The sequence below is a fragment of the Billgrantia kenyensis genome, assembly GCF_013697085.1.
GTDB lineage: Bacteria > Pseudomonadota > Gammaproteobacteria > Pseudomonadales > Halomonadaceae > Halomonas > Halomonas kenyensis.
In genome coordinates, this window is record NZ_JACEFT010000002.1 from 143,147 (window position 1) to 164,626 (window position 21,480).

At 67.8% G+C, this 21,480-nt stretch carries 22 protein-coding genes; 17 read left to right on the forward strand and 5 right to left on the reverse strand.

All coding sequences use genetic code 11. The features are described from left to right. Positions 1–63 precede the first annotated feature (63 nt). Positions 64–1,308: a UbiH/UbiF/VisC/COQ6 family ubiquinone biosynthesis hydroxylase gene (locus H1D44_RS03215; protein ID WP_181513404.1), complete on the forward strand. Its 1,245-nt coding sequence runs from the start codon at positions 64–66 to the stop codon at positions 1,306–1,308. A gap of 33 nt (positions 1,309–1,341) precedes the next feature. Here the strand turns inward: H1D44_RS03215 and H1D44_RS03220 are convergent, their stop codons facing one another. The 3 genes from H1D44_RS03220 to gpmI all read right to left on the reverse strand — a co-directional run bounded on the left by H1D44_RS03220 (position 1,342) and on the right by gpmI (position 5,469). Further along, the gene (locus tag H1D44_RS03220) at positions 1,342–2,625 is read right to left on the reverse strand and encodes a S41 family peptidase (protein ID WP_181513405.1); all 1,284 of its coding nucleotides are present in this window, start codon (positions 2,623–2,625) and stop codon (positions 1,342–1,344) included. A gap of 74 nt (positions 2,626–2,699) precedes the next feature. Then, positions 2,700–3,875: a murein hydrolase activator EnvC family protein gene (locus tag H1D44_RS03225; RefSeq protein WP_181513406.1), complete on the reverse strand. Its 1,176-nt coding sequence runs from the start codon at positions 3,873–3,875 to the stop codon at positions 2,700–2,702. Positions 3,876–3,900: 25 nt separating this feature from the next. Next, complete coding sequence (gpmI, locus tag H1D44_RS03230; RefSeq protein ID WP_181513407.1) at positions 3,901–5,469, reverse strand: 2,3-bisphosphoglycerate-independent phosphoglycerate mutase; 1,569 nt, start codon at positions 5,467–5,469, stop codon at positions 3,901–3,903. A gap of 322 nt (positions 5,470–5,791) precedes the next feature. Between gpmI and H1D44_RS03235 the strand changes: the two genes are divergently transcribed. From H1D44_RS03235 to H1D44_RS03250, 4 genes are all read left to right on the forward strand, one after another. Further along, on the forward strand, positions 5,792–6,214 hold the full coding sequence (locus tag H1D44_RS03235; RefSeq protein ID WP_181513408.1) for a rhodanese-like domain-containing protein: 423 nt from the start codon (positions 5,792–5,794) through the stop codon (positions 6,212–6,214). Positions 6,215–6,255: 41 nt separating this feature from the next. Then, a complete protein-coding gene (gene secB / locus H1D44_RS03240) occupies positions 6,256–6,780 on the forward strand; it encodes a protein-export chaperone SecB (RefSeq protein WP_181513409.1) in 525 nt (174 codons plus the stop codon). A 19-nt stretch (positions 6,781–6,799) separates the two neighbouring features. After that, positions 6,800–7,534: a 16S rRNA (uracil(1498)-N(3))-methyltransferase gene (locus H1D44_RS03245; protein ID WP_181513410.1), complete on the forward strand. Its 735-nt coding sequence runs from the start codon at positions 6,800–6,802 to the stop codon at positions 7,532–7,534. Between the two features lie 64 nt (positions 7,535–7,598). Next, positions 7,599–8,360, forward strand: a complete 762-nt coding sequence (locus tag H1D44_RS03250; protein ID WP_220127947.1) for a CvfB family protein — start codon at positions 7,599–7,601, stop codon at positions 8,358–8,360. A gap of 5 nt (positions 8,361–8,365) precedes the next feature. Here H1D44_RS03250 and H1D44_RS03255 read toward each other — a convergent pair whose 3' ends face one another. Continuing rightward, a complete protein-coding gene (locus H1D44_RS03255) occupies positions 8,366–8,911 on the reverse strand; it encodes a VOC family protein (protein ID WP_181513411.1) in 546 nt (181 codons plus the stop codon). A 156-nt stretch (positions 8,912–9,067) separates the two neighbouring features. On the opposite strand from H1D44_RS03255, the gene gshB reads away from it, so the two are divergent. From gshB to H1D44_RS03280, 5 genes are read left to right on the forward strand one after another with little or no spacing between them, the layout of a single operon-like run. After that, positions 9,068–10,045, forward strand: coding sequence for a glutathione synthase (gene gshB / locus H1D44_RS03260; protein WP_181513412.1), 978 nt, complete (start codon positions 9,068–9,070; stop codon positions 10,043–10,045). A 33-nt stretch (positions 10,046–10,078) separates the two neighbouring features. After that, a complete protein-coding gene (locus H1D44_RS03265; RefSeq protein WP_181513413.1) occupies positions 10,079–11,002 on the forward strand; it encodes a TonB family protein in 924 nt (307 codons plus the stop codon). A 27-nt stretch (positions 11,003–11,029) separates the two neighbouring features. Beyond that, positions 11,030–11,602, forward strand: coding sequence for a YqgE/AlgH family protein (locus H1D44_RS03270; protein ID WP_181513414.1), 573 nt, complete (start codon positions 11,030–11,032; stop codon positions 11,600–11,602). Further along, complete coding sequence (ruvX, locus tag H1D44_RS03275; protein WP_181513415.1) at positions 11,602–12,057, forward strand: Holliday junction resolvase RuvX; 456 nt, start codon at positions 11,602–11,604, stop codon at positions 12,055–12,057. The genes H1D44_RS03270 and ruvX overlap by 1 nt, the downstream gene beginning before the upstream one ends. A 47-nt stretch (positions 12,058–12,104) precedes the next feature. Further along, positions 12,105–13,907, forward strand: a complete 1,803-nt coding sequence (locus tag H1D44_RS03280) for a phosphoenolpyruvate hydrolase family protein (RefSeq protein ID WP_181513416.1) — start codon at positions 12,105–12,107, stop codon at positions 13,905–13,907. A 6-nt stretch (positions 13,908–13,913) separates the two neighbouring features. On the opposite strand, the gene H1D44_RS03285 is transcribed toward H1D44_RS03280, so the two are convergent. Then, complete coding sequence (locus H1D44_RS03285; protein WP_181513417.1) at positions 13,914–14,579, reverse strand: phosphoenolpyruvate hydrolase family protein; 666 nt, start codon at positions 14,577–14,579, stop codon at positions 13,914–13,916. 191 nt (positions 14,580–14,770) lie between these two features. Between H1D44_RS03285 and H1D44_RS03290 the strand changes: the two genes are divergently transcribed. The 7 genes from H1D44_RS03290 to H1D44_RS03320 all read left to right on the forward strand — a co-directional run bounded on the left by H1D44_RS03290 (position 14,771) and on the right by H1D44_RS03320 (position 21,428). Beyond that, positions 14,771–15,991, forward strand: coding sequence for a Tm-1-like ATP-binding domain-containing protein (locus H1D44_RS03290; protein ID WP_181513418.1), 1,221 nt, complete (start codon positions 14,771–14,773; stop codon positions 15,989–15,991). After that, on the forward strand, positions 15,988–16,821 hold the full coding sequence (locus H1D44_RS03295) for a phosphoenolpyruvate hydrolase family protein (protein ID WP_220127948.1): 834 nt from the start codon (positions 15,988–15,990) through the stop codon (positions 16,819–16,821). Before H1D44_RS03290 ends, H1D44_RS03295 begins: the two co-directional genes overlap by 4 nt. A gap of 68 nt (positions 16,822–16,889) precedes the next feature. Next, positions 16,890–17,747, forward strand: a complete 858-nt coding sequence (locus tag H1D44_RS03300) for a branched-chain amino acid ABC transporter permease (protein WP_181513419.1) — start codon at positions 16,890–16,892, stop codon at positions 17,745–17,747. Further along, on the forward strand, positions 17,744–18,718 hold the full coding sequence (locus H1D44_RS03305) for a branched-chain amino acid ABC transporter permease (protein WP_181513420.1): 975 nt from the start codon (positions 17,744–17,746) through the stop codon (positions 18,716–18,718). Before H1D44_RS03300 ends, H1D44_RS03305 begins: the two co-directional genes overlap by 4 nt. After that, entirely contained in the window at positions 18,715–19,962 is a 1,248-nt protein-coding gene (locus H1D44_RS03310) for an ABC transporter substrate-binding protein (protein ID WP_181513421.1), read from the forward strand. Before H1D44_RS03305 ends, H1D44_RS03310 begins: the two co-directional genes overlap by 4 nt. Next, a complete protein-coding gene (locus H1D44_RS03315) occupies positions 19,955–20,719 on the forward strand; it encodes an ABC transporter ATP-binding protein (RefSeq protein WP_220127949.1) in 765 nt (254 codons plus the stop codon). Before H1D44_RS03310 ends, H1D44_RS03315 begins: the two co-directional genes overlap by 8 nt. Beyond that, the gene (locus tag H1D44_RS03320; RefSeq protein ID WP_220127950.1) at positions 20,712–21,428 is read left to right on the forward strand and encodes an ABC transporter ATP-binding protein; all 717 of its coding nucleotides are present in this window, start codon (positions 20,712–20,714) and stop codon (positions 21,426–21,428) included. The genes H1D44_RS03315 and H1D44_RS03320 overlap by 8 nt, the downstream gene beginning before the upstream one ends. The last annotated feature ends 52 nt before the right edge of the window (positions 21,429–21,480 follow it).

Consider the following 21,480-nt stretch of genomic DNA (forward strand, 5'->3'; position numbering starts at 1 on the left):
GGATCAAAAATCCTGTGCCGCGGGAGAGTGGCATGGAATCAGCCAGTTACGAGAGAGCGAGCCATGACGGAAACGGCACAGCCGATATCGCACTTCGAGGTCATCGTGGTCGGAGGCGGCATGGTAGGTGCCGCGCTGGGGGCGCTGGTGGGCCAGGCGGGAGTGGCCGTGGCCCTGCTCGATGCACGCCCCGAGCCGCTGGCGGCCGATGAGGTGGGCAAGGGCCAGCCGGCCATGCGGGTCAGCGCCCTGACCCCGGTCTCCCAGCGCCTGCTGGAGCGGTTGGCCGTCTGGCCCTGGATGGCGGCGCGCCGGGTGACGCCCTATCGATATATGCAGGTGTGGGACAGCGAAGGTAGCGGTGAGGTCAACTTTTCCGCCGAACAGGCGGGTGTGCCGCTGCTCGGTCATATCGTCGAGAACGACGTGGTGCTTGCGGCGCTGGAGCGGCGCCTGGACGAGCTGCCCACGGTGACCGTTCAGCTGGGGTCCCGGGTGAACGCGCTGCATGAGGCCGCCGAGGGTTGCGTGGTGGAACTCGACGATGGCCGCCGCCTGTCGGCGCCGCTGGTGGTGGCGGCGGATGGCGCGCGCTCGCCGCTGCGCGAGATGGCGGGTATTGCCGTACGTGCCCGCGAGACGGGACATGTCGCGGTGGTCACGACGGTGCACACCGAACTCGAGCACGGTGGTGTGGCGCGCCAGGTATTTCGTGAGAGCGGTCCGCTGGCGTTCCTGCCGCTGACGGTGGAGGGCGACTCACGCTTCTGTTCGATCGTCTGGTCGACCTCGCCCGAGGAGGCCGAGAGGCTCACGGCGTTGGCGCCGGAGGCCCTGGCACATGAGCTGCAGACGGCCTTCGAAGCGCGCCTGGGGGCAGTGACGGTCGTCGATCGGGCGCTGGCGGTGCCGCTGACCCAGCGGCATGCGGAGTGCTACACCAAGCCCGGCTTTGCCCTGGTGGGCGACGCGGCGCACAGCATTCATCCACTGGCAGGCCAGGGCGTGAACCTGGGACTCATGGATGTGGCGGTACTGGCCGAGGAGCTGGTCTCGGCGCGGCAGCGTGGCATCGGCCTGGGCGAGCCGCGAATACTGGAGCGTTACGCCAGGCGTCGGCGCGGTGACAATGCCGCCATGCTGGCACTGATGGATGGTTTCCGCCTGCTGTTCGGCACGCCTAACCCTCTCGTCACGCTGACGCGCAATCTGGGGCTCTCCGGCGTCGACCGGCTGGTACCGATCAAGCGGCTGCTGATGTGCCAGGCAATCGGCGAGCGGGGGCGGCTGCCGGCATCCTGTCGCTGACGCTGTGTGCCGGCAGTGAGCCGAGACGCAGCGTCAGCGGTCGCGCCGATCCAGGACGTTGAGCGCCTTGAGCAGATTGAGCGCTTCGCCGAGCTGGTAATCCTCACGCAGGCGCTCGGCCATGGCGGCGGAGACACGTGGCTCGCTGCGTGAACGCAGGTGCCCTTCCAGGTCGGCTTCGCGCAGCTGGCGGCTGCTCTCGGTCACTTCGAGCCGGCCGCGCTCGACCCTGACATCGGGCTCGATACCCAGCGCCTGGATCGAGCGTCCGTCCGGCGTGTAGTAAAGCGCCGTGGTCAGCTTGAGTCCTTCGCCGTTACCCAGCGGCATGACCTGCTGCACCGAGCCCTTGCCAAAGCTTTCGGTGCCCATGATCACCGCGCGTCGCTGGTCCTGCAGTGCGCCTGCCACGATTTCTGCGGCGGAGGCGCTGCCGCCGTTGATCAGCACGACAAGGGGCACGTCCGGGGCGGCCGTCTCTCGACCAGCGGAAAACTCCATCTGGGTGTCGGGCAGGCGCCCCTCGGTGTACACCACCAGGCCACTGTCGAGGAACGCATCGGCCACGGCTACCGCGGCCTGCAGCACACCGCCGGGGTTGTTGCGCAGATCCAGCACCAGGCCCTGCAGGGCACCGTCGCGCTCCATGCGGCGGATGGCGGCATTGACCTGCTCGCCGGTGCGGCTCTGGAACTGGCTGACCCGCAGGTAGCCATAGCCTGGCTCCAGCATCTCGCTGCGTACGCTCTCGGTGCGGATGATCTCGCGGGTGAGGGTGACTTCCAGCGCATCCTCTTCGCCGCTGCGCAGGATCATCAGCTCGATCTGGCTGCCGGGCTCGCCGCGCATCAGGTTGACCGATTCCTGCAGCGACAGCCGTTCGGTGGAGGAGCCGTCGATTTCCAGGATCACGTCGCGCGCTTGCAGGCCGGCGCGGGAGGCTGGAGTGTCGTCGATCGGCGTGATGATGGTCAGGCGTCCCTCCTCGAGGCCGACCTCGATGCCGATGCCGCCGAACTCGCCTTCGGTAGACTCCCGCAGGCTCTGGAATTCGCGCCGGTCGAGGTAGGCGGAGTGCGGGTCCAGCTCACTGAGCATGCCGCGCATGGCGTTGCGCAGCAGGGTGCTGTCGTCGACCTCATCCACGTAGGCCCGCTTGATCCGCTCGAACACCTCGGCAAAGGTCTGGATGTCCTCCAGCGGCAGCGTGTCGGCGTCCGGAGTCGCCTGGGCCGCGACAGGCGGTGAGGCGAGTCCCAGCGTCAGCAGCGCGGCGGCGAGCAGGGTGGGCAGTCGGCGGATGGAACGGAAAGACATGCGAACTCCGCGGTTGCGAGGCGAGGCAGTCCAGCATAGCCCGACGGCCTGGAGTTGTGAAATCCCTGTCATCGTCATCTCCGTGCGATCCAGGCCTGGGGGTCGATGGGGTCGCCGTTGCGGCGCACCTCGAAGTAGAGCGCCGCCGTGGTGTGGCCACCGCTGTTGCCCACCGCCCCCAGCGTGTCGCCGCCCGAGACCGCCTGGCCAACGGTGGCGTCGAAGCGCTGCAGGTGGGCATACAGGGTCATGACGTTATCGCCGTGGTCGATGATCAGCAAGTTGCCGAAGCCGCGCATCCAGTCGGCAAAGACCACGCGCCCGGCATGCACTGCCTTGACCGGGGTGCCCTCGCTGGCTTCGATCAGGATGCCGTTGTAGTGCACGCCGTCGTCGCGCCGATAGCGCGAGGCCACGTTACCCTGAACCGGCCAGGGCAGGTCGCCCTGGGTGCGTTCGATGGCAGTGGAGGGCGGCGGGCGCTCCAACCTGGCGAGTTCCTCGCGCACCTGCTCGAGCATGCGCTCCGCGTCGCTGCGGTCGCGATTCAGGCGCTCCAGACGCGACTGCTCGTCGCTATAGCGTGCACCGAGATCCGCCACCAGGCTCTCACGCTCGGCCATGCGCTTGGCGAGATCGCTGCTACGGGTTGCCAGCTCGTCGGCAAGGGTATCCATCCGCTCGTCGCGTGCCTGCAACTCACGGCGGTTCTCGCTCAGCTCGGTATCAAGCCGGGCGATGTCATCGAGGCGTTCGTTGCGCGCCCGGGCCAGATGGTTGAGGTAGGCCTGCAGGCGGTCGAGCCGGGCCGGGTCGTCCTGGTTGAGCAGCAGCTTGAGCTGCGGCGTGTGGCCCAGCCGGTACAGGGCGTCGAGCTGGACGTTGAGCATCTCGACCTGCTCGGCACGCTCAGTCTGCAGCTCGCTGCGAGCAGCCTCGAGGGCAGCGATCTCGTCGCCTAGGCGCCGTCGATCGGCCTGTATTTCATCCAGCCGGCGGTGCGTTTCGGCAAGCTCGGTCTCGACCTGGCGCAGCTCGCGGCTGGCCTCGTCCTGGGCCTCGCGGGTCTGGCCCAGGCGGCGGCTGAGTCCCTGGATCTCGCTGCCGATGGCGTCGAGGCGCTCGCGTGCCTCGCGCTCGCTGGGCTGGGCCTGCGAGCTGCCCAGCCCGGGCCCGAGCATGGCCAGGCCCGGCAGCAGGAGCAGGGCCGCCAGCAGGACCCGGGGCGAATGCTGGCGGAATCGGTTCATGGCCGGGATGGCTCGTGAAGGGTGGTCATGCCGGTTCGATCAGTACCCGACCGCTCATCTCCTCGGGAATCGGCTGCTTCATCATCGTCAGCAGCGTCGGCGCGATGTCGCACAGGCGGCCGTCATCCAGCAGCCGGACGGAGTCGGGGCCGACGTAGATCAGCGGTACCTCGAAGGTGGTGTGGGCGGTCTGGGCCACGCCGGTATCGGGGTTGACCATCTGCTCGGCATTGCCGTGGTCGGCGGTGACCAGGCAGGCGCCACCGGCGCGCTCGATGGCCTCCACCACGCGGCCAACGCAGGCGTCGACTGCCTCGATGGCCTTCACCGCGGCGCTGAAGTCGCCGGTATGGCCGACCATGTCGCCGTTGGCGTAGTTGCACACGATCAGGTCGTAATCGCCCGAGTCGATCGCCTCCACCAGGCGGTCGGTGACTTCCACGGCGCTCATCTCGGGCTTCTCGTCGTAGGTCTTGACCTCCTGCGGCGAGGGCACCAGGATCCGGGTCTCGCCCTCGAACTCGGCCTCACGCCCGCCGGAGAAGAAGAAGGTAACGTGGGCATACTTCTCGGTCTCGGCGATGCGCAGCTGGGTCAGGCCGCGTTGCTCCATCACCTCGCCCAGGGTGTTGTGCAGGTCCGCCGGCGGGAAAGCGGCCGGCGCCGGGATGTCGGCGGCGTACTGGGTCAGTGTGACCAGGCTGCCGCCGGCCAATTGGGGGCGTACGCGGCGCGCGAAGCCGTCGAAGCCATCCTCGACGAAGGCGCGGGTCAGCTCGCGGGCGCGGTCGGCGCGAAAGTTCATGAAGATGGCGGCATCGCCGTCGTCGATGGTTGCCGGTCCCTCGCCGTTACGCACCACGGTGGCGGCGACGAATTCGTCGTTCTCGCCGCGATCGTAGGCCGCGCGCAGGCCCTCCTCGGCGCTGGTGGCTTCATACTCGCCGAGGCCCTCGGTAAGCAGACGGTAGGCCTTCTCCACGCGATCCCAGCGGTTATCGCGATCCATGGCGAAGTAGCGGCCCACGATAGAGGCGACGAAGCCATTGTCGGCGCCGACCAGCTCCGAGAGCCGGGCGTTGGTGCGCTCGATGGAAGGCAGAGCGCTGCGCGGCGGCATGTCGCGGCCGTCGAGGAAGCCGTGCACATAGATGCGCTGGGCACCGCGTCGGGCGGCCAGTTCGGCCATGGCCAGGATGTGATCCTCGTGGCTGTGCACGCCGCCGGGCGAAAGCAGGCCCAGCAGGTGCACGGCGCGGCCGGCGCTCACGGCGGCGTCGATGGCGTCGGTCAGCTCGGCGATGACGTCGAGATCGCCATCCTCGATCGCCTTCGAGATACGCGTGAGCTCCTGGTAGACGACCCGGCCTGCCCCCAGGTTCATGTGACCGACCTCGGAATTGCCCATCTGCCCCTCGGGCAGGCCCACGTACTTGCCGTCGGTGTGCAGCAGGGCGTGGGGCTGCTGCTGCCACAGGCGATCCATGTTCGGGGTGTGTGCGGCAGCCACGGCGTTATCGGTGGGGTCGGGGTTGTGGCCGTAGCCGTCGAGAATGATCAGGGCAACGGGGCGCGGAGGTGTCTCGGTCGTCATGGGGATCGTGGGCCTCTTGATCGAAATGGGCGCGACATCGGGCCGTCCGGGAGGCTGCCCGCGCCGGTTGGCTTCCTGGCGATGGCGCGGCGGCGGGCTCCAGCGTCGATTTCAGGCCGTTCGGGACAGGCTCCTGGACGACGGGGGTCGCGACTTGTGTCGGCTTGCGGCATCATAACGCACGGTCGGGCGAGCGTCATGGTTCCGACATGCCGCCGAGAGGCATGCCGCGGGCTCTTGCCGCATGGTGTATACTCTCGCCTTCCGGGTGCCCTACCCTACCGATATTGTCGCTATTTCCGAAAAAGAGTGTGCCGGACTCATGATCGATCAGCTGTTCGAATTCGTGCAGAATCACCCCCTTCTGGTGGGCGCTTTTCTCATGGTGCTTACCGCCTGGATCATCTATGAGGTCCGTAACAGTGCCGCCAGCGGCGTGACCTCCAGCGAGGCAACCCAGCTGATAAACCGCGAGGACGCCGTCGTGGTGGATACCCGGGAGACGGGTGACTTCAAGGCCGGTCATATCGCCGGGGCGCTCAACATCCCCCAGAGCAAGATCGATGATCGCATGAAGGAGCTGGAGAAGCAGAAGGAGAAGCCGATCATCGTGGTCTGCAAGAGCGGTCAATCTGCCGGCGTCACCGTGGCCAAGCTGGCCAAGGCCGGCTTCTCCCGGGTCTTCAAGCTCAAGGGCGGCATGATGCAGTGGCAGGGCGATGGCCTGCCGGTGGTCAAGAAATAGCCAATACACAAGACGCAAGAACGCAAAAAGGAAGCTTTCCCATGGCCGAAGAGAACAGCCAGAACGCTGCCGGCGGCAACCAGGCCGCGGCAGATCAGCAGAAGCAGCAGCTCCAGTTCGCCGTGCAGCGCATCTATGTCAAGGACATCTCCTTCGAGGCGCCCAACTCCCCGGCGGTCTTCCAGCAGCCGTTCAAGCCCAAGGTGGGTCTGGACCTGAACACCAGCAGCCGCAAGGTGGGTGATGACCTCTACGAGGTGGCGATCAAGGTCACTGCCCAGGTCCGCCACAGCGAAGAGGGCACCACTTCCTTCCTCGCCGAGATCGAACAGGCCGGCCTGTTCCGTATCAGCGGCATCGAGGGCGCACAGCTCGAACACACCCTGGGTGCCTTCTGCCCCAACGTGCTGTTCCCCTACGCCCGCGAGTGCATCGACAACCTGGTCAACCGCGGCGGTTTCCCGCCCCTGATGCTGGCGCCGGTCAACTTCGAGGCGATCTACGCCCAGAAGAAGAAGCGCGAGGCCGAGCAGGCCCAGCAGCAGGGCGAGCAGACCACCCAGTAAGGGCTGTCCGCTGGCCGTGATGAGCATCAAGAAAGCGCCGCGCATCCACGTCGCCGCCGACTTCACCGTCGGCGGCGACGTCGTTCTGCCCGAAGGGCCGGCACGCCATGTGGCGCGGGTGCTGCGCCTGGGCGAGGGCGCGCCCCTGATCCTGTTCGACGGCGCCGGCCGCGAGGCCCGGGCGCGACTCGTCGAGGCCGGCCGCAAGCAGGTGGTGGCGCGCATCGAGGCGGTCGAGGCGGGCCGCGGCGAGTCGCCGCTGGCGGTGCACCTGGGGCAGGCGATCTCCAAGGGCGATCGCATGGACTACGCCATCCAGAAGGCCGTCGAGCTGGGCGTGGCCGCCATCACCCCGCTCTACAGCGAGCACGGCGACGTGCGCCTCAAGGGCGAGCGTGAGGCAAAGAAGCAGGCTCACTGGCAGGCGGTGGCCGCCAGCGCCTGCGAGCAGTGCGGCCGCGCCGTGGTGCCGACCGTCCATCCCCCCGCCGGCCTGACCCAGTGGCTCGCCGAGCGCAGCGAGGCGCTGCGGCTGGTGCTGCACCCCGCAGCTGCAGGCGCCCTCGAGCGCCGTGAGGCGCCCGCCGATGCCGCCCTGCTGATCGGCCCCGAGGGCGGGCTGGCCGAGACCGAGGTCGAGGCCGCCATGGCGGCAGGCTTCTCTCCGCTCTCGCTCGGTCCGCGCATCCTGCGCACCGAAACCGCCCCGGTGGTGGCGCTCACGCTGCTGCAGTATCGCTTCGGCGACCTGTGACCCTGCGCTTGCTCATGCCCCGGCAAGCGCCATAATGAAGCGCAAATCGACGTGGAGTTCCATTATGGCCTCTTCCCCCAGCGACCGTCGCCAGGGTCACCCACCCGTTTCACGGCCCTCATCGAGCGGCCCGCGTGAACGCCGGCCACGTGCCCCCAGGGCGCAGGTGGGCGAGGTGGCCTATCTGGAGGTGGTCACGGTCAACGAGACCGGCGCCTTCCTCGACTGGGGCCATCCACGGGACGTGCTGCTGCCCTTCGGCGAGCAGCGCTTTCGGCCCACGCCGGGCAAGCGGGTGCTGGTGCGGCTCTACGAGGATCAGCAGGGGCGTCCGGTGGCCTCGCAGAAGCTCGACCGCTTCGTGCAGGACGAGGCGACGGGGCTGGTGCCGGGCGACGAAGTGGAGCTCATCGTCGCCGACGCCACCGATCTCGGCTACAAGGCGGTGGTGAACCACCGCTACTGGGGGCTGCTCTATCGCGACGACGTCACCCGGCCGCTGCGTCGCGGGCAGCGCACTCAGGGCTACGTCAAACGGGTGCGCGACGACGGTCGACTCGACCTGTCGCTGCTGCCGCCGGGGGCGGCGCGCCTCGACGTGGTGGGCGAACAGGTGCTCAAGGCGCTGCGTGAAAGCGGCGGCTACCTGCCCCTGAGCGACAAGAGCGATGCCGCCGAGATCAAGTCGCGCCTGGGGGTGAGCAAGAACGCCTTCAAGCAGGCCATCGGGCGGCTCTACAAACGCCGCCTGATCGTCATCGAGGCCCACGGCATCCGGCTGGCGCCGGGGGCCACTGCAGATCCGGCCCGAGTTCGGGTTGATTGAGGCGCTCAGTCGAGCGCCTTGAACTCCTCCTCGTGCAGCCAGGCGGCGTGCTTGGGTGCGCGCTTGGTCTTCGACCACTCCTCGACCATCGCCGGTGCCACCTCCTTGAGCTGCTTCATCTGTGCCGGCGTGCCCTTCACGTAGGTCAGCTCCAGGCGATGGCCGTTGGGATCGAAGAAGTAGATCGAGCGGATGATGCCGTGCTCGGTGGGTCCGACCACCTCCACCCCCTTGCTTTCCAGCTGCGCCTTGGCCGACAGCAGCGCCGCCTCGTCGGCGACCTGGAAGGCGATGTGCTGGACCCACTCCGGCGTATTAGGATCGCGTCCCATCTCGGGGGAGTTGGGCAGCTCGAAGAAGGCCAGGATGTTGCCGTTACCGGCATCCAGGAACAGGTGCATGTAGGGGTCGGGCGCCTTGGTGGAAGGGACGCGGTCCTCAGCGATGGCGACCAGGAAGTCCATGTCGAGCTTGTCCTGGTACCACTCGACGGTCTCCTTGGCATCGCGGCAGCGGTAGGCGACGTGGTGGATCTGCTGGATATCGATCATGACGGGGCTCACGGTGGTGGGAGGATGATGATCATTTAGTTTCATTTGAAACTAAAATAGAGGCCCGCCCCCGGCCTTGTCAAGCCGTCTTGGAGTTGCCCGCTGCCCTGGGTCATACTGCGTTCACTTCCCGTACCACTCTGGAAACGCTGCCGAATGAGCCAACCGAAGAGCGAACGCTGCCTGCGGGTGGGCGTGGTGATGGACACCATTGCCCACCTCACTTACAAGAAGGACACCACCCTGGCCATGCTGTGGGCGGCCCAGGAGCGCGGCTGGTCGCTGCACTACATGGAGCAGGAGGACCTCTACCTACGTGATGGACGCGCTCATGCGCGAATGCGCGACCTCACCGCGTTCCGCAACCCCGACGACTGGTACGCCCTGGGAGCGCCGGAAACCCGGCCGCTGGCCGAGCTCGACGTGGTCCTGATGCGCAAGGATCCGCCGGTCGACGCCCACTTCCTCAATGCCGTGCATCTGCTGGGTTTTGCGGAACGCGAGGGCGTGCTGGTGGTCAATCCCACCCGGGCGCTGCTTGAATGCAACGAGAAGCTCTTTGCCCAGCAGTTCCCGCAGTGCTGCACCCCGACGCTGGTGTCGTGCAGCGAGCCGGTGCTGCGCGACTTCCACGCCGAGCATCAGGACGTGATCTTCAAGCCGCTGGACGGCATGGGCGGAAGCGGGGTGTTCCATGTGCAGCCCGAGGGGCGCAATCTGGGTGCCATCATCGAGATGCTGACCGAACACGGGCAGCGCCAGATCATGGCCCAGCGCTACATTCCCGAGATCAAGGATGGCGACACGCGTATCCTGCTGGTGGAGGGCGAGCCGGTGCCCTATGGCCTCGCTCGGGTGCCCATGGCCGGCGAGACCCGTGGCAACCTGGCCGCCGGCGGCACCGGCATCAGCCGCGAGCTGACCTCGCGAGACCACTGGCTGATCGAGCAGGTACAGCCGATGATCCGCGAGAAGGGGCTGATGTTCGTCGGCCTCGACGTGATCGGCGACTACATCACCGAGATCAACGTGACCAGCCCCACCTGCGTGCGCGAGATCGACGACCAGCGCGGCACCGATATCGCCGGCCTGCTGATGGACGCCATCGCGCGGCGCCTGGCTCAACGCAGTTAAACGACGAGAAATTCTTGGGGGATACTCCCGCCCATGGTGGCCTCGATCAGCGACCCGATCCATTACGCGCCGGTGACGCGGCCCTATCGGCGCTGGCTGGCGCTGTCCGCCGCGCTGCTGCTGCATCTGCTGATCATTGGCGTAGTGGCGAGCTGGCAGCTCTCCCCGGCGCCGGCCGAGCGCACGAGCCTGGACGTGGTGCTGGTGACACGCCCGGCCGAGGCGCCAAGCGAGGCCGAGGCCATCGCCGAGGCGGATCAGCAGGCCGCCGGCGAGCCGACCGAGGCAGAACCTGCCGAGCAGCGAGCGGCCGCGCTGGACGAGCTACCGGTCCTCGAGACCCCGGATAGCGCCGTGGATCCTGCCACCCCCTCGGAGGCCGAGACGGCCGAGCAGTCTGACGCTCCCCTTGAATCCTCGCTGGAGGCACCGCCCGAGGCCGAGCAGGCAAGCGAGCCTCAGCCGCTGGAGGAGCCGCGTGAAAGCGCTCCCCAGGCCTCGGAGGCCCCCTCGGCGCCCACCGCTGCGGCATCCTCGGCGTCGGGACGCGACCTGCTGGCCCAGGCCACCAGCAGCATTCGCCAGCAGGGGCTCGATGCCAGCCTTGCCGGATCCAGCGACGAGTCTCCGCGAACGGCGGCCCAGCGCGCCGCCGAGGCACGCTACATCGACGACTGGACCCGGCGCGTCGAGGACTATGGCAACCGTGTCCACCCTGCACCCAGCCATCTGCATGGCCAGCTGCGCATTCGTGTAGTAATCGGACGGGATGGTCAGCTTCGCCAGGCGGAGGTGATACAATCCTCAGGACATGCCGAACTCGATCAGGCGGCACTCGACACCGTGCATGGTGCCGGGCCCTACCGGCCCTTCGACAGCACCATGGGGGATCTCGACAGCCTCTCCATCACCCGCGTCTGGCGGTTCGGTCAAGGTAATCATTTCGGCGTTCGGTAGGGCCTGCTACCCGCCATCGGGAGTCCCATGCAATCCGTGCAAAACCTTGGCTTGAGACATCATTTTCTGCTGGCGATGCCGCACCTGGAAGATCCCAACTTTGCCGGCAGCCTCAGCTATCTCTGCGATCATGACGAGAATGGCACCATGGGCGTGATCGTCAACCGGCCGCTGGAGATCACCCTGGAAGCGCTGTTCGAACAGCTCGAACTCGGCGGTGAGGAGAGCCCACATCGCGACGCGCCGGTCTACTTCGGCGGCCCGACCCACAAGGACCGCGGCTTCATCCTGCACCGTGGCTCCAGCACACCCTGGGACTCCAGCATCCAGGTGGATGACGATATCGCCCTGACCACTTCGATGGATATCCTGCTGGCACTGGCCGCCGGTCGCGGTCCCGAGGAGTTCCTGGTGTGCCTGGGCTGTGCCGGCTGGGAGGCAGGCCAGCTCGAGCAGGAGCTCAAGGACAACGCCTGGCTCACCGTCGAGGCGGAGGCGGACATCCTGTTCAAGGTCCCGCCGGAGCAGCGCCTGAGCGCCGCTGCCGGCATTCTCGGCATCGACCTCAACCTGATGTCGCGAGAGGCCGGACACTCGTAATGACCCCAGCGGGAACGCGCCTGATCCTCGCCTTCGACTTCGGCACCCGCCGTATCGGCGTGGCGGTGGGCAACGAGCTGCTGGCCAGCGCCCGTCAGCTCGAGCCGCTGCCGGCCCGCGACGGCATCCCCGACTGGAACGTCGTCACGCGGCTGGTCGAAGAGTGGCAGCCGGACCTGTTCGTGGTGGGGCTGCCGCTCAACATGGACGGCAGCGAGTCGGCGATGAGCACCCGGGCACGCAAGTTCGGCAAGCGCCTGTACGGGCGCTACGGCAAACCCTGCGAAATGGTCGACGAGCGCGGCTCCACCCGCGAGGCCAAGGCCATCGCACGGGAGTCCGGGCTGCTGCGCAATCCCGCCAAGAGCTACCGTGACGACGGCGTCGACGGCATTGCCGCGGTGCTGATCCTGGAGAGCTGGTTCGCTCGCCGCGAGGGCTTGCCCGGGCGTTGAGCGCCCGGCCTCCCGCAGCCTTGTGATGACGGCGCTGACGGGCTCTAATGCCACTCATGTCCAACGCATCGACTCTCCACAATCGTCGCTTCCTGGTGGGTGCCGCCATCGGCACCGGCATGACGGCCAAGGCCGCTGCCCATGGGGGCGCGGACTTCCTGCTGGCGCTCAATGCCGGCCGGCTGCGTGTACAGGGCGGTCCCTCCATCTCCTGCATGCTGCCGATCACCGACAACAACGGTGCCGTCATGCAATTTTCCCGTGCCGAGATCCTCACGCGGGTCTCCCTGCCGGTCTATTTCGGCGCCTGTGTGTTCGACCCCGGCTGCGACCTCGAGGCGCTGGTCAGCCAGGTCGGCGAAGCCGGCTTCCAGGGCATCTGCAACTTTCCCACCGCGGTCCACTTCGATGGTGCCATGCGCGCGCGTCTCGAGCGCAGCGGCGTCGGCCTGGGACGGGAGGTGCAGCTTCTGAGGCTGGCCCGCGAGGCCGGCCTGCAGACCTGCGGCTATGTGCGCGAGCTGGATGAGGCCAGGCAGATGGCCGAGGCCGGGGTCGACATGCTGTGCATCAACTACGGCTGGAACGCCGGCGGTGTCAGCGGCGTGCCCAGCCGCTTCAGCCTGGACGAGGCCGCCGAGCATGCGCGGGTGATCTGCGAGTCGGTGAGGGCGCGCTACCCCGGCCTGCTGTGTACCGTCGAGGGCGGGCCCATCACGACCCCGGACGAGGCCAAGAAGGTCGCGGAGGTGTCCGGCGCCAACGGCTATATCGGCGGCTCGACCATCGACCGGATCCCGCTGGAAGCCGCAGTGGCCGAGACCACCTCGGCCTACAAGGCGGTGGCCCAGTTGCAGAGCCGCCTGCACGACCTCAAGAGCGAGTGGCTGGGCGATGGTCACGAGTTCGGTCTCATCGGCCGCTCCGCGGCGATTACCGAAGTGGTGCGGATGATTCGCAAGGTGGCCGAGAGCGACATCTCCGTGCTGGTGACCGGAGAGAACGGCACCGGCAAGGAACTGGTGGCACGCGCCATCCACCTCAGCAGCTCGCGCCGCCACCAGCGCCTGGTGGCGGTCAACTGCGCCGCTATTCCCCGTGAGCTGCTCGAGAGCGAGCTGTTCGGCCACGAGGCCGGCGCCTTCACCGGGGCCCTCAAGGCGCGGGTGGGACGCTTCGAGCAGGCTCACGGCACCTCCCTGATGCTCGACGAGATCGGCGACCTGGAACTGGCGCTGCAGGCCAAGCTGCTGCGGGTGCTCGAGGATGGTGTCTTCGAGCGCCTGGGCAGCAATACGCCGCGCCATACCGACGCCCGCCTGATCTGTGCCACCAACCGCTCGCTGCGCGGCCTGGTGGCCGAGGGCCGCTTCCGCGAGGACCTGCTCTACCGGCTCAACGCCGTGGAGATACGCCTGCCGCCCCTGCGCGAGCGCATCGAGGACATTCCCCTGCTGGTGCGCCACCTGCTGCCGCGCATCGCCGCCGAAGTGAACCCCCGGGTGCGCGAGATGGATGCCTCGGCCTATCGCCTGCTGATGCAGCACCCTTGGCCGGGCAACGTGCGGGAGCTGCGCAACGTGCTCGAGCGCGCCGTGGTGATGTGCGAGCGCGACGTAGTCACCCTCGATGACCTGCCTGCGCTGCAGGGCAGCCTGCCGCGCGCCGAGGTGGTCCCGACGACGGCCCCAGCGCCGTCGGCCGAGCCGCTCGCCCTGCCCGAGAACGAGCGCGACTGGATCCTCGATGCGCTGCGGCGCAACCGCTTTCGGCGCCAGGACACGGCAGCCGAGCTGGGCCTGGCGCGCAAGACCCTCTACAACAAGATGCGACGCTACGGCCTGCTCTAGGCAAGGCTATACCTCACCAGGCCCCGGGTGGCGGAGGATCACCTCGGCCCGGGTCTGCAGCGGCTCGAGCAGTGCCTTGACGCCGGCATGCTCGTAGAGCCAGGGCGCGTAGCCGGCCTCCCTCACTTTCTCCAGCAGCCTCTCCACCATCGCCCCCGCCGTCGCCGGGTTCTTGCTGACGGACACACTCACTGCCACCAGCAGCTGGCTTGGCCTGGCCGGCAGTGCCGCAGCCAACTGCGCCTCGCTGGCGATTACGGCGAGGGTGCGAAAGCCCCGCTCGCCGGCCAGGGCGAGGAAGGCCATCTCCTCGTCATGGCCGAGCTTCGAATGGCTCAGCGCCTCGCCCATGGTCCCGCCGAGCAGCGCGCTGGAGGGCCAGTTGGCCACCCCACGGCAGCCGCGTCGGGAGAGCATGTCGAGCAGGTCATCCGCGAGGCGGAAGGGGTCGGTCGCCAGCACGCCGGCGAAGGCGTGCTCGGGGAACGGCGTCTCGCCGCGGGTCGACGCCAGCAGCTCGCCGTTGGCATCGCCGATCGGCAGGCTGCCGGCCAGATCGGCCAGGCTTGCCGGCAGCCGGGCGGTGAAGGGGCTGAGCAGACTGGGCGTGCCGCCATGCGCCCAGGCGGCCTCGAGGCTGCCGACCAGATGGCCGGCGATGGCGGGGGTCATGTCGACCTCGATGGGTCGTTATGAGTCATTCTGGGCATTCGCTTACCCCATGTTACTCGTTGTGTGAAACGGCTGGTGGGCCAAAACCCGCCTGGCGCAGGGCCTGGGCCACTTGGCACGCTTGCTGCAAGAGACAGGCTAATAACAAGGAGGCCGCTGCGACACGACGGCGGCTGCAAAGGAGACACGCCATGGGCTTGAAAGCTTACATTATCGGCACCTGCGATACGAAAGCCGCCGAGCTGCGCTATGTGCGCAGCCTGCTGCAGGCACCGGGCCTCGAGACCGTCATCGTCGACGTCAGCACACGAGGCGAGGACAGCGACATCGCGGATATCCGCGCCGCGGACGTGGCGGCCAGCCACCCTGACGGCCCCGAGGAAGTGTTCGTCAACGACCGTGGCCGCGCCGTCGCTGCCATGGCCGAGGCCCTGCGCCGCCTGCTGGCCAGCCGCCAGGACGTGGGAGGCGTCATCGGCCTCGGCGGCTCGGGGGGCACGGCCCTAATCACCCCGGCGATGCGCGACCTGGACGTGGGAGTGCCCAAGGTCATGGTCTCGACGGTAGCCTCCGGCAACGTCGCGCCCTACGTGGGGCCGAGCGATATCGCCATGATCTACTCCGTCACCGACGTGGCCGGCATCAATCGCATCTCGCGTCGGGTCCTGGGCAACGCCGCCAACGCCCTGGCCGGCATGCTGCAGGGCCGGATACCCGAAGTGGACGACGGTAAGCCGGCCATTGGCCTGAGCATGTTCGGCGTCACTACCGCGTGCGTCACCCAGGTCACCGACACGCTCGAGGAGACATTCGACTGCCTGGTGTTCCACGCCACCGGCACCGGCGGGCAATCGATGGAGAAGCTGGCCGCCAGCGGCATGGTCGCCGGCCTGCTCGACGTCACCACCACCGAGATCTGCGACCTGTTCATGGGCGGCGTGTTCAGCGCCGGCGAGGAGCGCCTCGACGTCGTCGCGCGCACCTCGGTGCCCTATGTCGGCTCGGTGGGGGCGCTGGACATGGTCAACTTCGGCGCCCTGGACACGGTGCCGGCCGCCTACCGTCAGCGCCTGCTCTATGAACACAACCCACAGGTCACGCTGATGCGCACCACGCCGGAAGAGAATGCACGCATGGGGCGCTGGATCGGCGAGAAGCTCAATCGCTGCCAGGGGCCGGTGCGCTTTCTGCTGCCGGAAGGCGGTGTCTCGATGCTCGACGCGCCCGGCCAGCCCTTTCACGACCCCGCCGCCGATGCCGCCCTGTTCGAGGCGCTGGAGCAGACCGTGGTGCAGACTCCCGAGCGTCGGCTGATCCGTTACCCCTTCCATATCAACGATCCCGAATTTGCCGCCGCCCTGGTCGAGCATTTTCAGGAAGTCATGGCGACAGACCCCAGGAGGCACCCTTGAGAAAGTGGAATCGAGAAGAACTGATGGCGCAGTTTCAGGCCATGGTGGAGCGCGGTGAGGTGATCGTGGGCGGCGGAGCCGGCACCGGGCTATCGGCCAAGTGCGAGGAGGCCGGTGGCATCGACCTGATCGTGATCTACAACTCGGGGCGCTACCGCATGGCGGGGCGCGGCTCGCTGGCCGGCATCATGCCCTATGGCAACGCCAACGAGATCGTCAAGGAGATGGCCCGGGAGGTGCTCCCGGTGACCCAGAAGACCCCGGTGCTGGCAGGCGTCTGCGGCACCGACCCCTTCGTCTTCATGGAGCCGTTTCTCGCCGAGCTCAAGGCGATGGGCTTTGCCGGGGTGCAGAACTTTCCCACCGTGGGCCTGATCGACGGCACCTTCCGCGCCAACCTGGAAGAGACCGGCATGAGCTACGCCCAGGAGGTGGAGATGATCCGCCTGGCGCGCCAGGCCGGACTGCTCACCACGCCCTACGTCTTCAGCGCCGCGGATGCCCGGGCCATGACCGAGGCCGGGGCCGACATCATCGTCTGCCACATGGGCCTCACCACCGGGGGCAGCATCGGCGCCGAGACCGCCATGAGCCTGGACGACTGCGTCGCGGCCATCAACGAGTGGGCGGCGGCGGCCCGAGCGGTGCGTGACGATGTCATCGTGCTCTGCCATGGCGGACCCATCGCCGACCCCGAGGATGCCGAATACGTGCTGGCGCGCTGCTCGCACTGTCATGGTTTCTACGGCGCCTCGAGCATGGAGAGGCTACCCACGGAGCGCGCCCTGACCGAGCAGACACGTGCCTTCAAGAACGTGCGTCGAGGCTGAGCCGCCATGTGCACCAATGACAACAACGGCACGCCGGCGCCACACGCCACTCAGCGGGAGGTGAGCCCATGAACACCTTCTATTTTCTCGCCCTCAATGGCCTGACCATGGCCGCACTGCTGTTCATCATGGCCAGCGGCCTGACCCTGGCCTTCGGCCTGATGCGGGTGGTCAACCTGGCCCACGGTGCCTTCTACTTGCTGGGCGGCTATATCGGCGTCCAGGTGATTCGCGACACCGGCAGTCTGACGCTGGGCATCCTTGCCGGCGGCCTCGCCGCCCTGGTCGGCGGACTGCTGATGGAGCGCTTCCTGCTGCAGCGGGTGCGCGGTATGGACCTCTCCGAGGCGCTGCTGACCATCGCCGTGGGCCTGATCATCGCCGACGCCCTGCTGGTGGTCTACGGCGGGCAGCCGGTAAGCCTGCCGCTGCCGCGCGAGCTGCGCGCGCCGGTGGACCTCGGCGTCATGATGTACCCCTACTTCCGGGTCCTGATCATGATCTTCGCCGTGCTGCTGGGCATCGCGCTGTGGCTGGTGATGACCTACACCCGCATCGGCGCGGCCATTCGCGCCGGGGTCGACGACCGCGAGACCGCCATGGCCCAGGGCATCAACGTGCCGCTGCTGTTCGGCGGCGTCTTCGCCGTGGCCAGTTTCCTGGCGGGGATCGCCGGCGTGGTGGGCACCTCCTACATGTCGCTGACCCAGGGGCTGGACGTGCGCGTGCTGATGCTCTCGCTGGTGGTGATCATCATCGGCGGCATGGGCTCGCTCAAGGGCGCGGCCGTGGGGGCGCTGATCACCGGCATGGTGTCGAGCTTCGCCACCGGCTATCTGCCGCAGTTCGCCCTCTTCTTCCTGTTTCTACCCATGACGCTGATCCTGGTCTTCCGGCCCCAGGGACTGTTCGGGAGGACCGCATGAAACGTGAGCACCTGATCATTCTGGCAATCGTCGCGCTGCTGGTGGCCTGGCCGCTGCTGATGGGCAACTATGCGGTCTCCCAGGCCAACCGGGCGATGATCTACGCCCTGGCGGCGCTGAGCTTCTCGCTGCTGGCGGGGCGACTGGGCTGGTTCTCGCTGTGCCAGACCACCTTCGCCGGCATCAGCGGCTACACCATCGCCATCCTCGGCGTGCGCTACGGCCTGCCCTTCCCGCTGTTGGTGACCCTGGCGCTGCTGTTCACCGCGGTGAGCGCGGTCATCTTCGGCCTGCTCACCGTGCGCTCGCGCCAGGTGAGCTTTCTGATGCTGACACTGGCGCTGGGGCAGATGGTGTGGGCGCTGTCGTTCCAGTGGGTCGACGTCACCGGCGGCTACAACGGCATCGCCGGGGTACGCATGCCGGTCTACGGCGACCTCAACCTCAACGATACCCGGGTTTTCTACGTCCTGGTGGCCACGGTTACGGTGGCGATATTCCTCGCCGTGTGGCGGCTGTATCGCTCGCCCTTCGGGCTGCTGCTGCTGGGCATCCAGGAGAACGAACAGCGCATGCGCGCCCTGGGCCACCCCGTCTACCTGGCGCGTTTCACCGCCTTCGTGCTGGCCGGGATGATCGGCGGCGTGGCGGGGGTCTTCCTGGTCTACGACATGGGCATCATGTCGCCTTCGCCGCTGGGGCTGGGGCACGCCGTGTGGGTGCTGACCGCCGCAGTGCTGGGTGGCTACCGCACCCTGCTGGGCCCTGCCCTGGGGGTGGCCGTGCTGATCGCCCTGGAGACCCTGGTCTCCCAGTACACCGACCGTCACATGATGGTGATCGGTCTAGTCCTGCTGCTCTCCATACTCCTCATGCCGCGCGGTCTGGCAGAGGTGTTCGAGCAGTATTTCAAGCGCAAGTCGAAGCCACAGGCTTCCGTGACAACAACAACCCGAGGAGAAGAGCCATGAAGCACGCCAAGACGCTCATCATCAGCGGCATGTCCGCCCTGGCGGTGGGCTCCGCCGCCCATCTTCAGGCTGACGACGGCCTGCGGGTCGGGGTGATCGGCCCCACCACCGGGGTGTTCTCCTTCTTCGGCGAGCAGCAGCGCATGGGCGTTGAGCTGGCCATGGAGGAGTATGCCGACCGCCTCGAGGCGCTCGGCCTGGAGGTGCGTTTCTACGACTCCCAGGGCGATGCCGAGACCACCGTGGACCGCCTGCGGGCCATGGAGTCGCGCGACGACGTCGACCTGGTGGTGGGCCCGGTACTGGGCGGCACCGGCCTGGCCGGGCTGGAGTGGGCCAAGGGCTCGGGCATGCCGATGGTGATTTCCTATTCGGCGCCCGAGGACATCACCATGCGCGACCGCGCCGAGAACGTGGTGCGGGCCGGCTGGACCGGGGCGCAGCCGATGTTCGCCTTCGGCCAGTACGTGGCCGAGGAGCTGGGCCACCAGCGCATCATCGCGGTGGGCCAGGACTACTCCTTCCCCTACAACCAGCTGGGCGGCTTCCTCAAGGGCTTCTGCGCCGCGGGCGGCGAGTCGGTGGAGCGCATCTGGCACCCCACCGGCACCTCCGACTACAGCTCCATCCTGGCGACCCTGCCGGACGGCGATGCGGTGCTCTACAACGGCGCCGGCAGCGACGGCCTGGCGTTCTTCCAGCAGTACCACGACTTCGGCATCGATGCGCGCATGCCGCTGCTCGGCGGCTCCAACTTCTTCGCCGTGGGCGACCTGCCGGAGATGGGCGAGGAGGCCATCGGCGGGCTGTCGGCGCTGCAGTATGCCGAAGGGCTGGAGACCGACGAGTTCGTGGCCTTCCGCGACGCCTTCTGGGACATGCACGGCGACGACGTCATGCCGCTGGCGCCGGCCGAGCACGGCTATGTCGCCTTCAAGATGGCGGTGAATGCCTTCGAGAGCGCCAACGGCGGGGATCGCGATGCGGTGATTGCCGCCCTGCGCGAGACCGAGATGCCCGACGCGCCGCGCGGTCCGTTCCACCTCGACGAGTACGGCAACCCGGTGCAGAACATCTACATCAACGAGGTCAAGGAAGTGGACGGCCGGCTGGTCAATGTGCCGATCAAGACCTACGAGGAGGTCAGCCAGTTCGGGCCCTTCGACGCCGAGGAGTACCTCGCCGGCGAGCCCGACAGCCGCGACTTCCCCCCGGGCGACTGTTCGGATCCCTACTATGACTGAAGCTCAGCCCTCGATGAGCCTGGTGCCGGCGCTGGAGGTCGCCGGCCTGGCCAAGTCCTTCGGCTCGCTGACGGTGGCCAGCGACGTTAACCTGCGGGTTCAGCCTGGCGAGCGGCGCGGGCTGATCGGTGTCAACGGCGCCGGCAAGACCACCCTGTTCAACATGATCGCCGGCGAGCTCAAGCCCGACCGCGGAACGATCCACTTCTTCGGTGATGAGATCCGCGAGGACAGCGTGATCCAGCGCACCCTCAAGGGGCTGGGGCGGACCTATCAGGTCTCCACTCTGGTGCCCTCGGTCACGGTCAGGGAGAACCTGGCCCTGGCCCGGGGCAACGGCCGCCTGCCGTCGCTGTGGCAGCCCTGGCAGTCGCGCCTGGACGACGACCTGATGAGCACGGCCGACCAGCTCGGCCTGACGCCGGTGCTCGACGAGACGGTGGCCAACCTGTCGTATGGCACCTTGCGCCAGCTGGAGCTCGCCATGGTGATGGCGCAGCGGCCTCGGCTGCTGCTGCTCGACGAGCCGGCCGCCGGCCTCTCCCATGCCGAGCGGCAGGTGCTGCAGGGGATCCTGCGTGACCTGCCTCAGGAGGTGACCCTGCTGATGATCGAACACGACATGGAGATGGTGCTGGCGCTCAGCGACCAGATATCCGTGCTGCACCAGGGCGAGATGTTCGCCGAGGGCAGTCCTGACGAAATCGCCGCCCACGAAGGCGTGCGCGACATCTACCTGGGGCGTGCCAATGGCTGAAACGATGATACGTGTCGAGGGGCTCGAGGCCCACTATGGCCTCGGGCACGCGCTGCAGCAGCTCAACCTTCACGTGGGCCGGGAGTGCGTGGCGGTGATGGGGCGCAACGGGGTGGGCAAGACCACCCTGGCGAGGGCGCTGATGGGGCTCGACCCGCCCCAGGCGCGCGGCTCGGTGGAGCTGCTCGGCCAGCAGGTGCTGGGCTGGTCGCCGCATCGCATCGCGCGGCTGGGCGTGGGCTACGTGCCCCAGGGCCGCCGCCTGTTTCCCTCGCTCAGCGTCGATGAGCACCTGCAGCTCAACACCCGCAAGGGGCCGGCAGGCCAGCGCTGGACGACCAGCCGCGTGTTCGAACTGTTCCCCTCCCTGGGGCGCAGGCGCCGGGCCTACGGCGACCAGATCTCCGGGGGCGAGCGCTCGATGCTGGCCATCGGTCGTGCCCTGGTCACCAACCCGGGCTGCCTGATCCTCGACGAACCCACCGAGGGGCTGGCGCCCGCGGTGGTCGAGGACGTTGCCCTGAGCCTCAGGGAGCTCAGCCGCGAAGGAGTGGCGGTGCTGTTGATCGAGCAGAACGTCAAGGCCGCCGTGCTGGCGGCGGATCGCGCCTACTTCATGGCCGAAGGCCGCATCGTCCACGAGACTGCCGACGGCGAGTCGATGGCCGATGAAACCATTCTGGGCCGCTATCTCGGCGTCTCGGTCTAGCCTGGCAACGGCGGCGCCCCCCTGGCCATGAGGTCAGGGGGGCTTGCGTCGG

Bases quoted from the DNA above. Each gene is read 5' to 3' on its own strand.
- H1D44_RS03310 (WP_181513421.1), top strand. From the start codon at position 18,715: ATGAAGCACGCCAAGACGCTCATCATCAGCGGCATGTCCGCCCTGGCG.
- gpmI (WP_181513407.1), bottom strand. From the start codon at position 5,469: ATGACGACCGAGACACCTCCGCGCCCCGTTGCCCTGATCATTCTCGAC.
- H1D44_RS03265 (WP_181513413.1), top strand. From the start codon at position 10,079: ATGGTGGCCTCGATCAGCGACCCGATCCATTACGCGCCGGTGACGCGG.
- H1D44_RS03220 (WP_181513405.1), bottom strand. From the start codon at position 2,625: ATGTCTTTCCGTTCCATCCGCCGACTGCCCACCCTGCTCGCCGCCGCG.
- H1D44_RS03290 (WP_181513418.1), top strand. From the start codon at position 14,771: ATGGGCTTGAAAGCTTACATTATCGGCACCTGCGATACGAAAGCCGCC.
- H1D44_RS03250 (WP_220127947.1), top strand. From the start codon at position 7,599: ATGGCCTCTTCCCCCAGCGACCGTCGCCAGGGTCACCCACCCGTTTCA.
- H1D44_RS03300 (WP_181513419.1), top strand. From the start codon at position 16,890: ATGAACACCTTCTATTTTCTCGCCCTCAATGGCCTGACCATGGCCGCA.
- H1D44_RS03285 (WP_181513417.1), bottom strand. From the start codon at position 14,579: ATGACCCCCGCCATCGCCGGCCATCTGGTCGGCAGCCTCGAGGCCGCC.
- ruvX (WP_181513415.1), top strand. From the start codon at position 11,602: ATGACCCCAGCGGGAACGCGCCTGATCCTCGCCTTCGACTTCGGCACC.
- H1D44_RS03225 (WP_181513406.1), bottom strand. From the start codon at position 3,875: ATGAACCGATTCCGCCAGCATTCGCCCCGGGTCCTGCTGGCGGCCCTG.
- gshB (WP_181513412.1), top strand. From the start codon at position 9,068: ATGAGCCAACCGAAGAGCGAACGCTGCCTGCGGGTGGGCGTGGTGATG.
- secB (WP_181513409.1), top strand. From the start codon at position 6,256: ATGGCCGAAGAGAACAGCCAGAACGCTGCCGGCGGCAACCAGGCCGCG.
- H1D44_RS03315 (WP_220127949.1), top strand. From the start codon at position 19,955: ATGACTGAAGCTCAGCCCTCGATGAGCCTGGTGCCGGCGCTGGAGGTC.
- H1D44_RS03255 (WP_181513411.1), bottom strand. From the start codon at position 8,911: ATGATCGATATCCAGCAGATCCACCACGTCGCCTACCGCTGCCGCGAT.
- H1D44_RS03270 (WP_181513414.1), top strand. From the start codon at position 11,030: ATGCAATCCGTGCAAAACCTTGGCTTGAGACATCATTTTCTGCTGGCG.
- H1D44_RS03320 (WP_220127950.1), top strand. From the start codon at position 20,712: ATGGCTGAAACGATGATACGTGTCGAGGGGCTCGAGGCCCACTATGGC.
- H1D44_RS03305 (WP_181513420.1), top strand. From the start codon at position 17,744: ATGAAACGTGAGCACCTGATCATTCTGGCAATCGTCGCGCTGCTGGTG.
- H1D44_RS03245 (WP_181513410.1), top strand. From the start codon at position 6,800: ATGAGCATCAAGAAAGCGCCGCGCATCCACGTCGCCGCCGACTTCACC.
- H1D44_RS03215 (WP_181513404.1), top strand. From the start codon at position 64: ATGACGGAAACGGCACAGCCGATATCGCACTTCGAGGTCATCGTGGTC.
- H1D44_RS03280 (WP_181513416.1), top strand. From the start codon at position 12,105: ATGCCACTCATGTCCAACGCATCGACTCTCCACAATCGTCGCTTCCTG.
- H1D44_RS03235 (WP_181513408.1), top strand. From the start codon at position 5,792: ATGATCGATCAGCTGTTCGAATTCGTGCAGAATCACCCCCTTCTGGTG.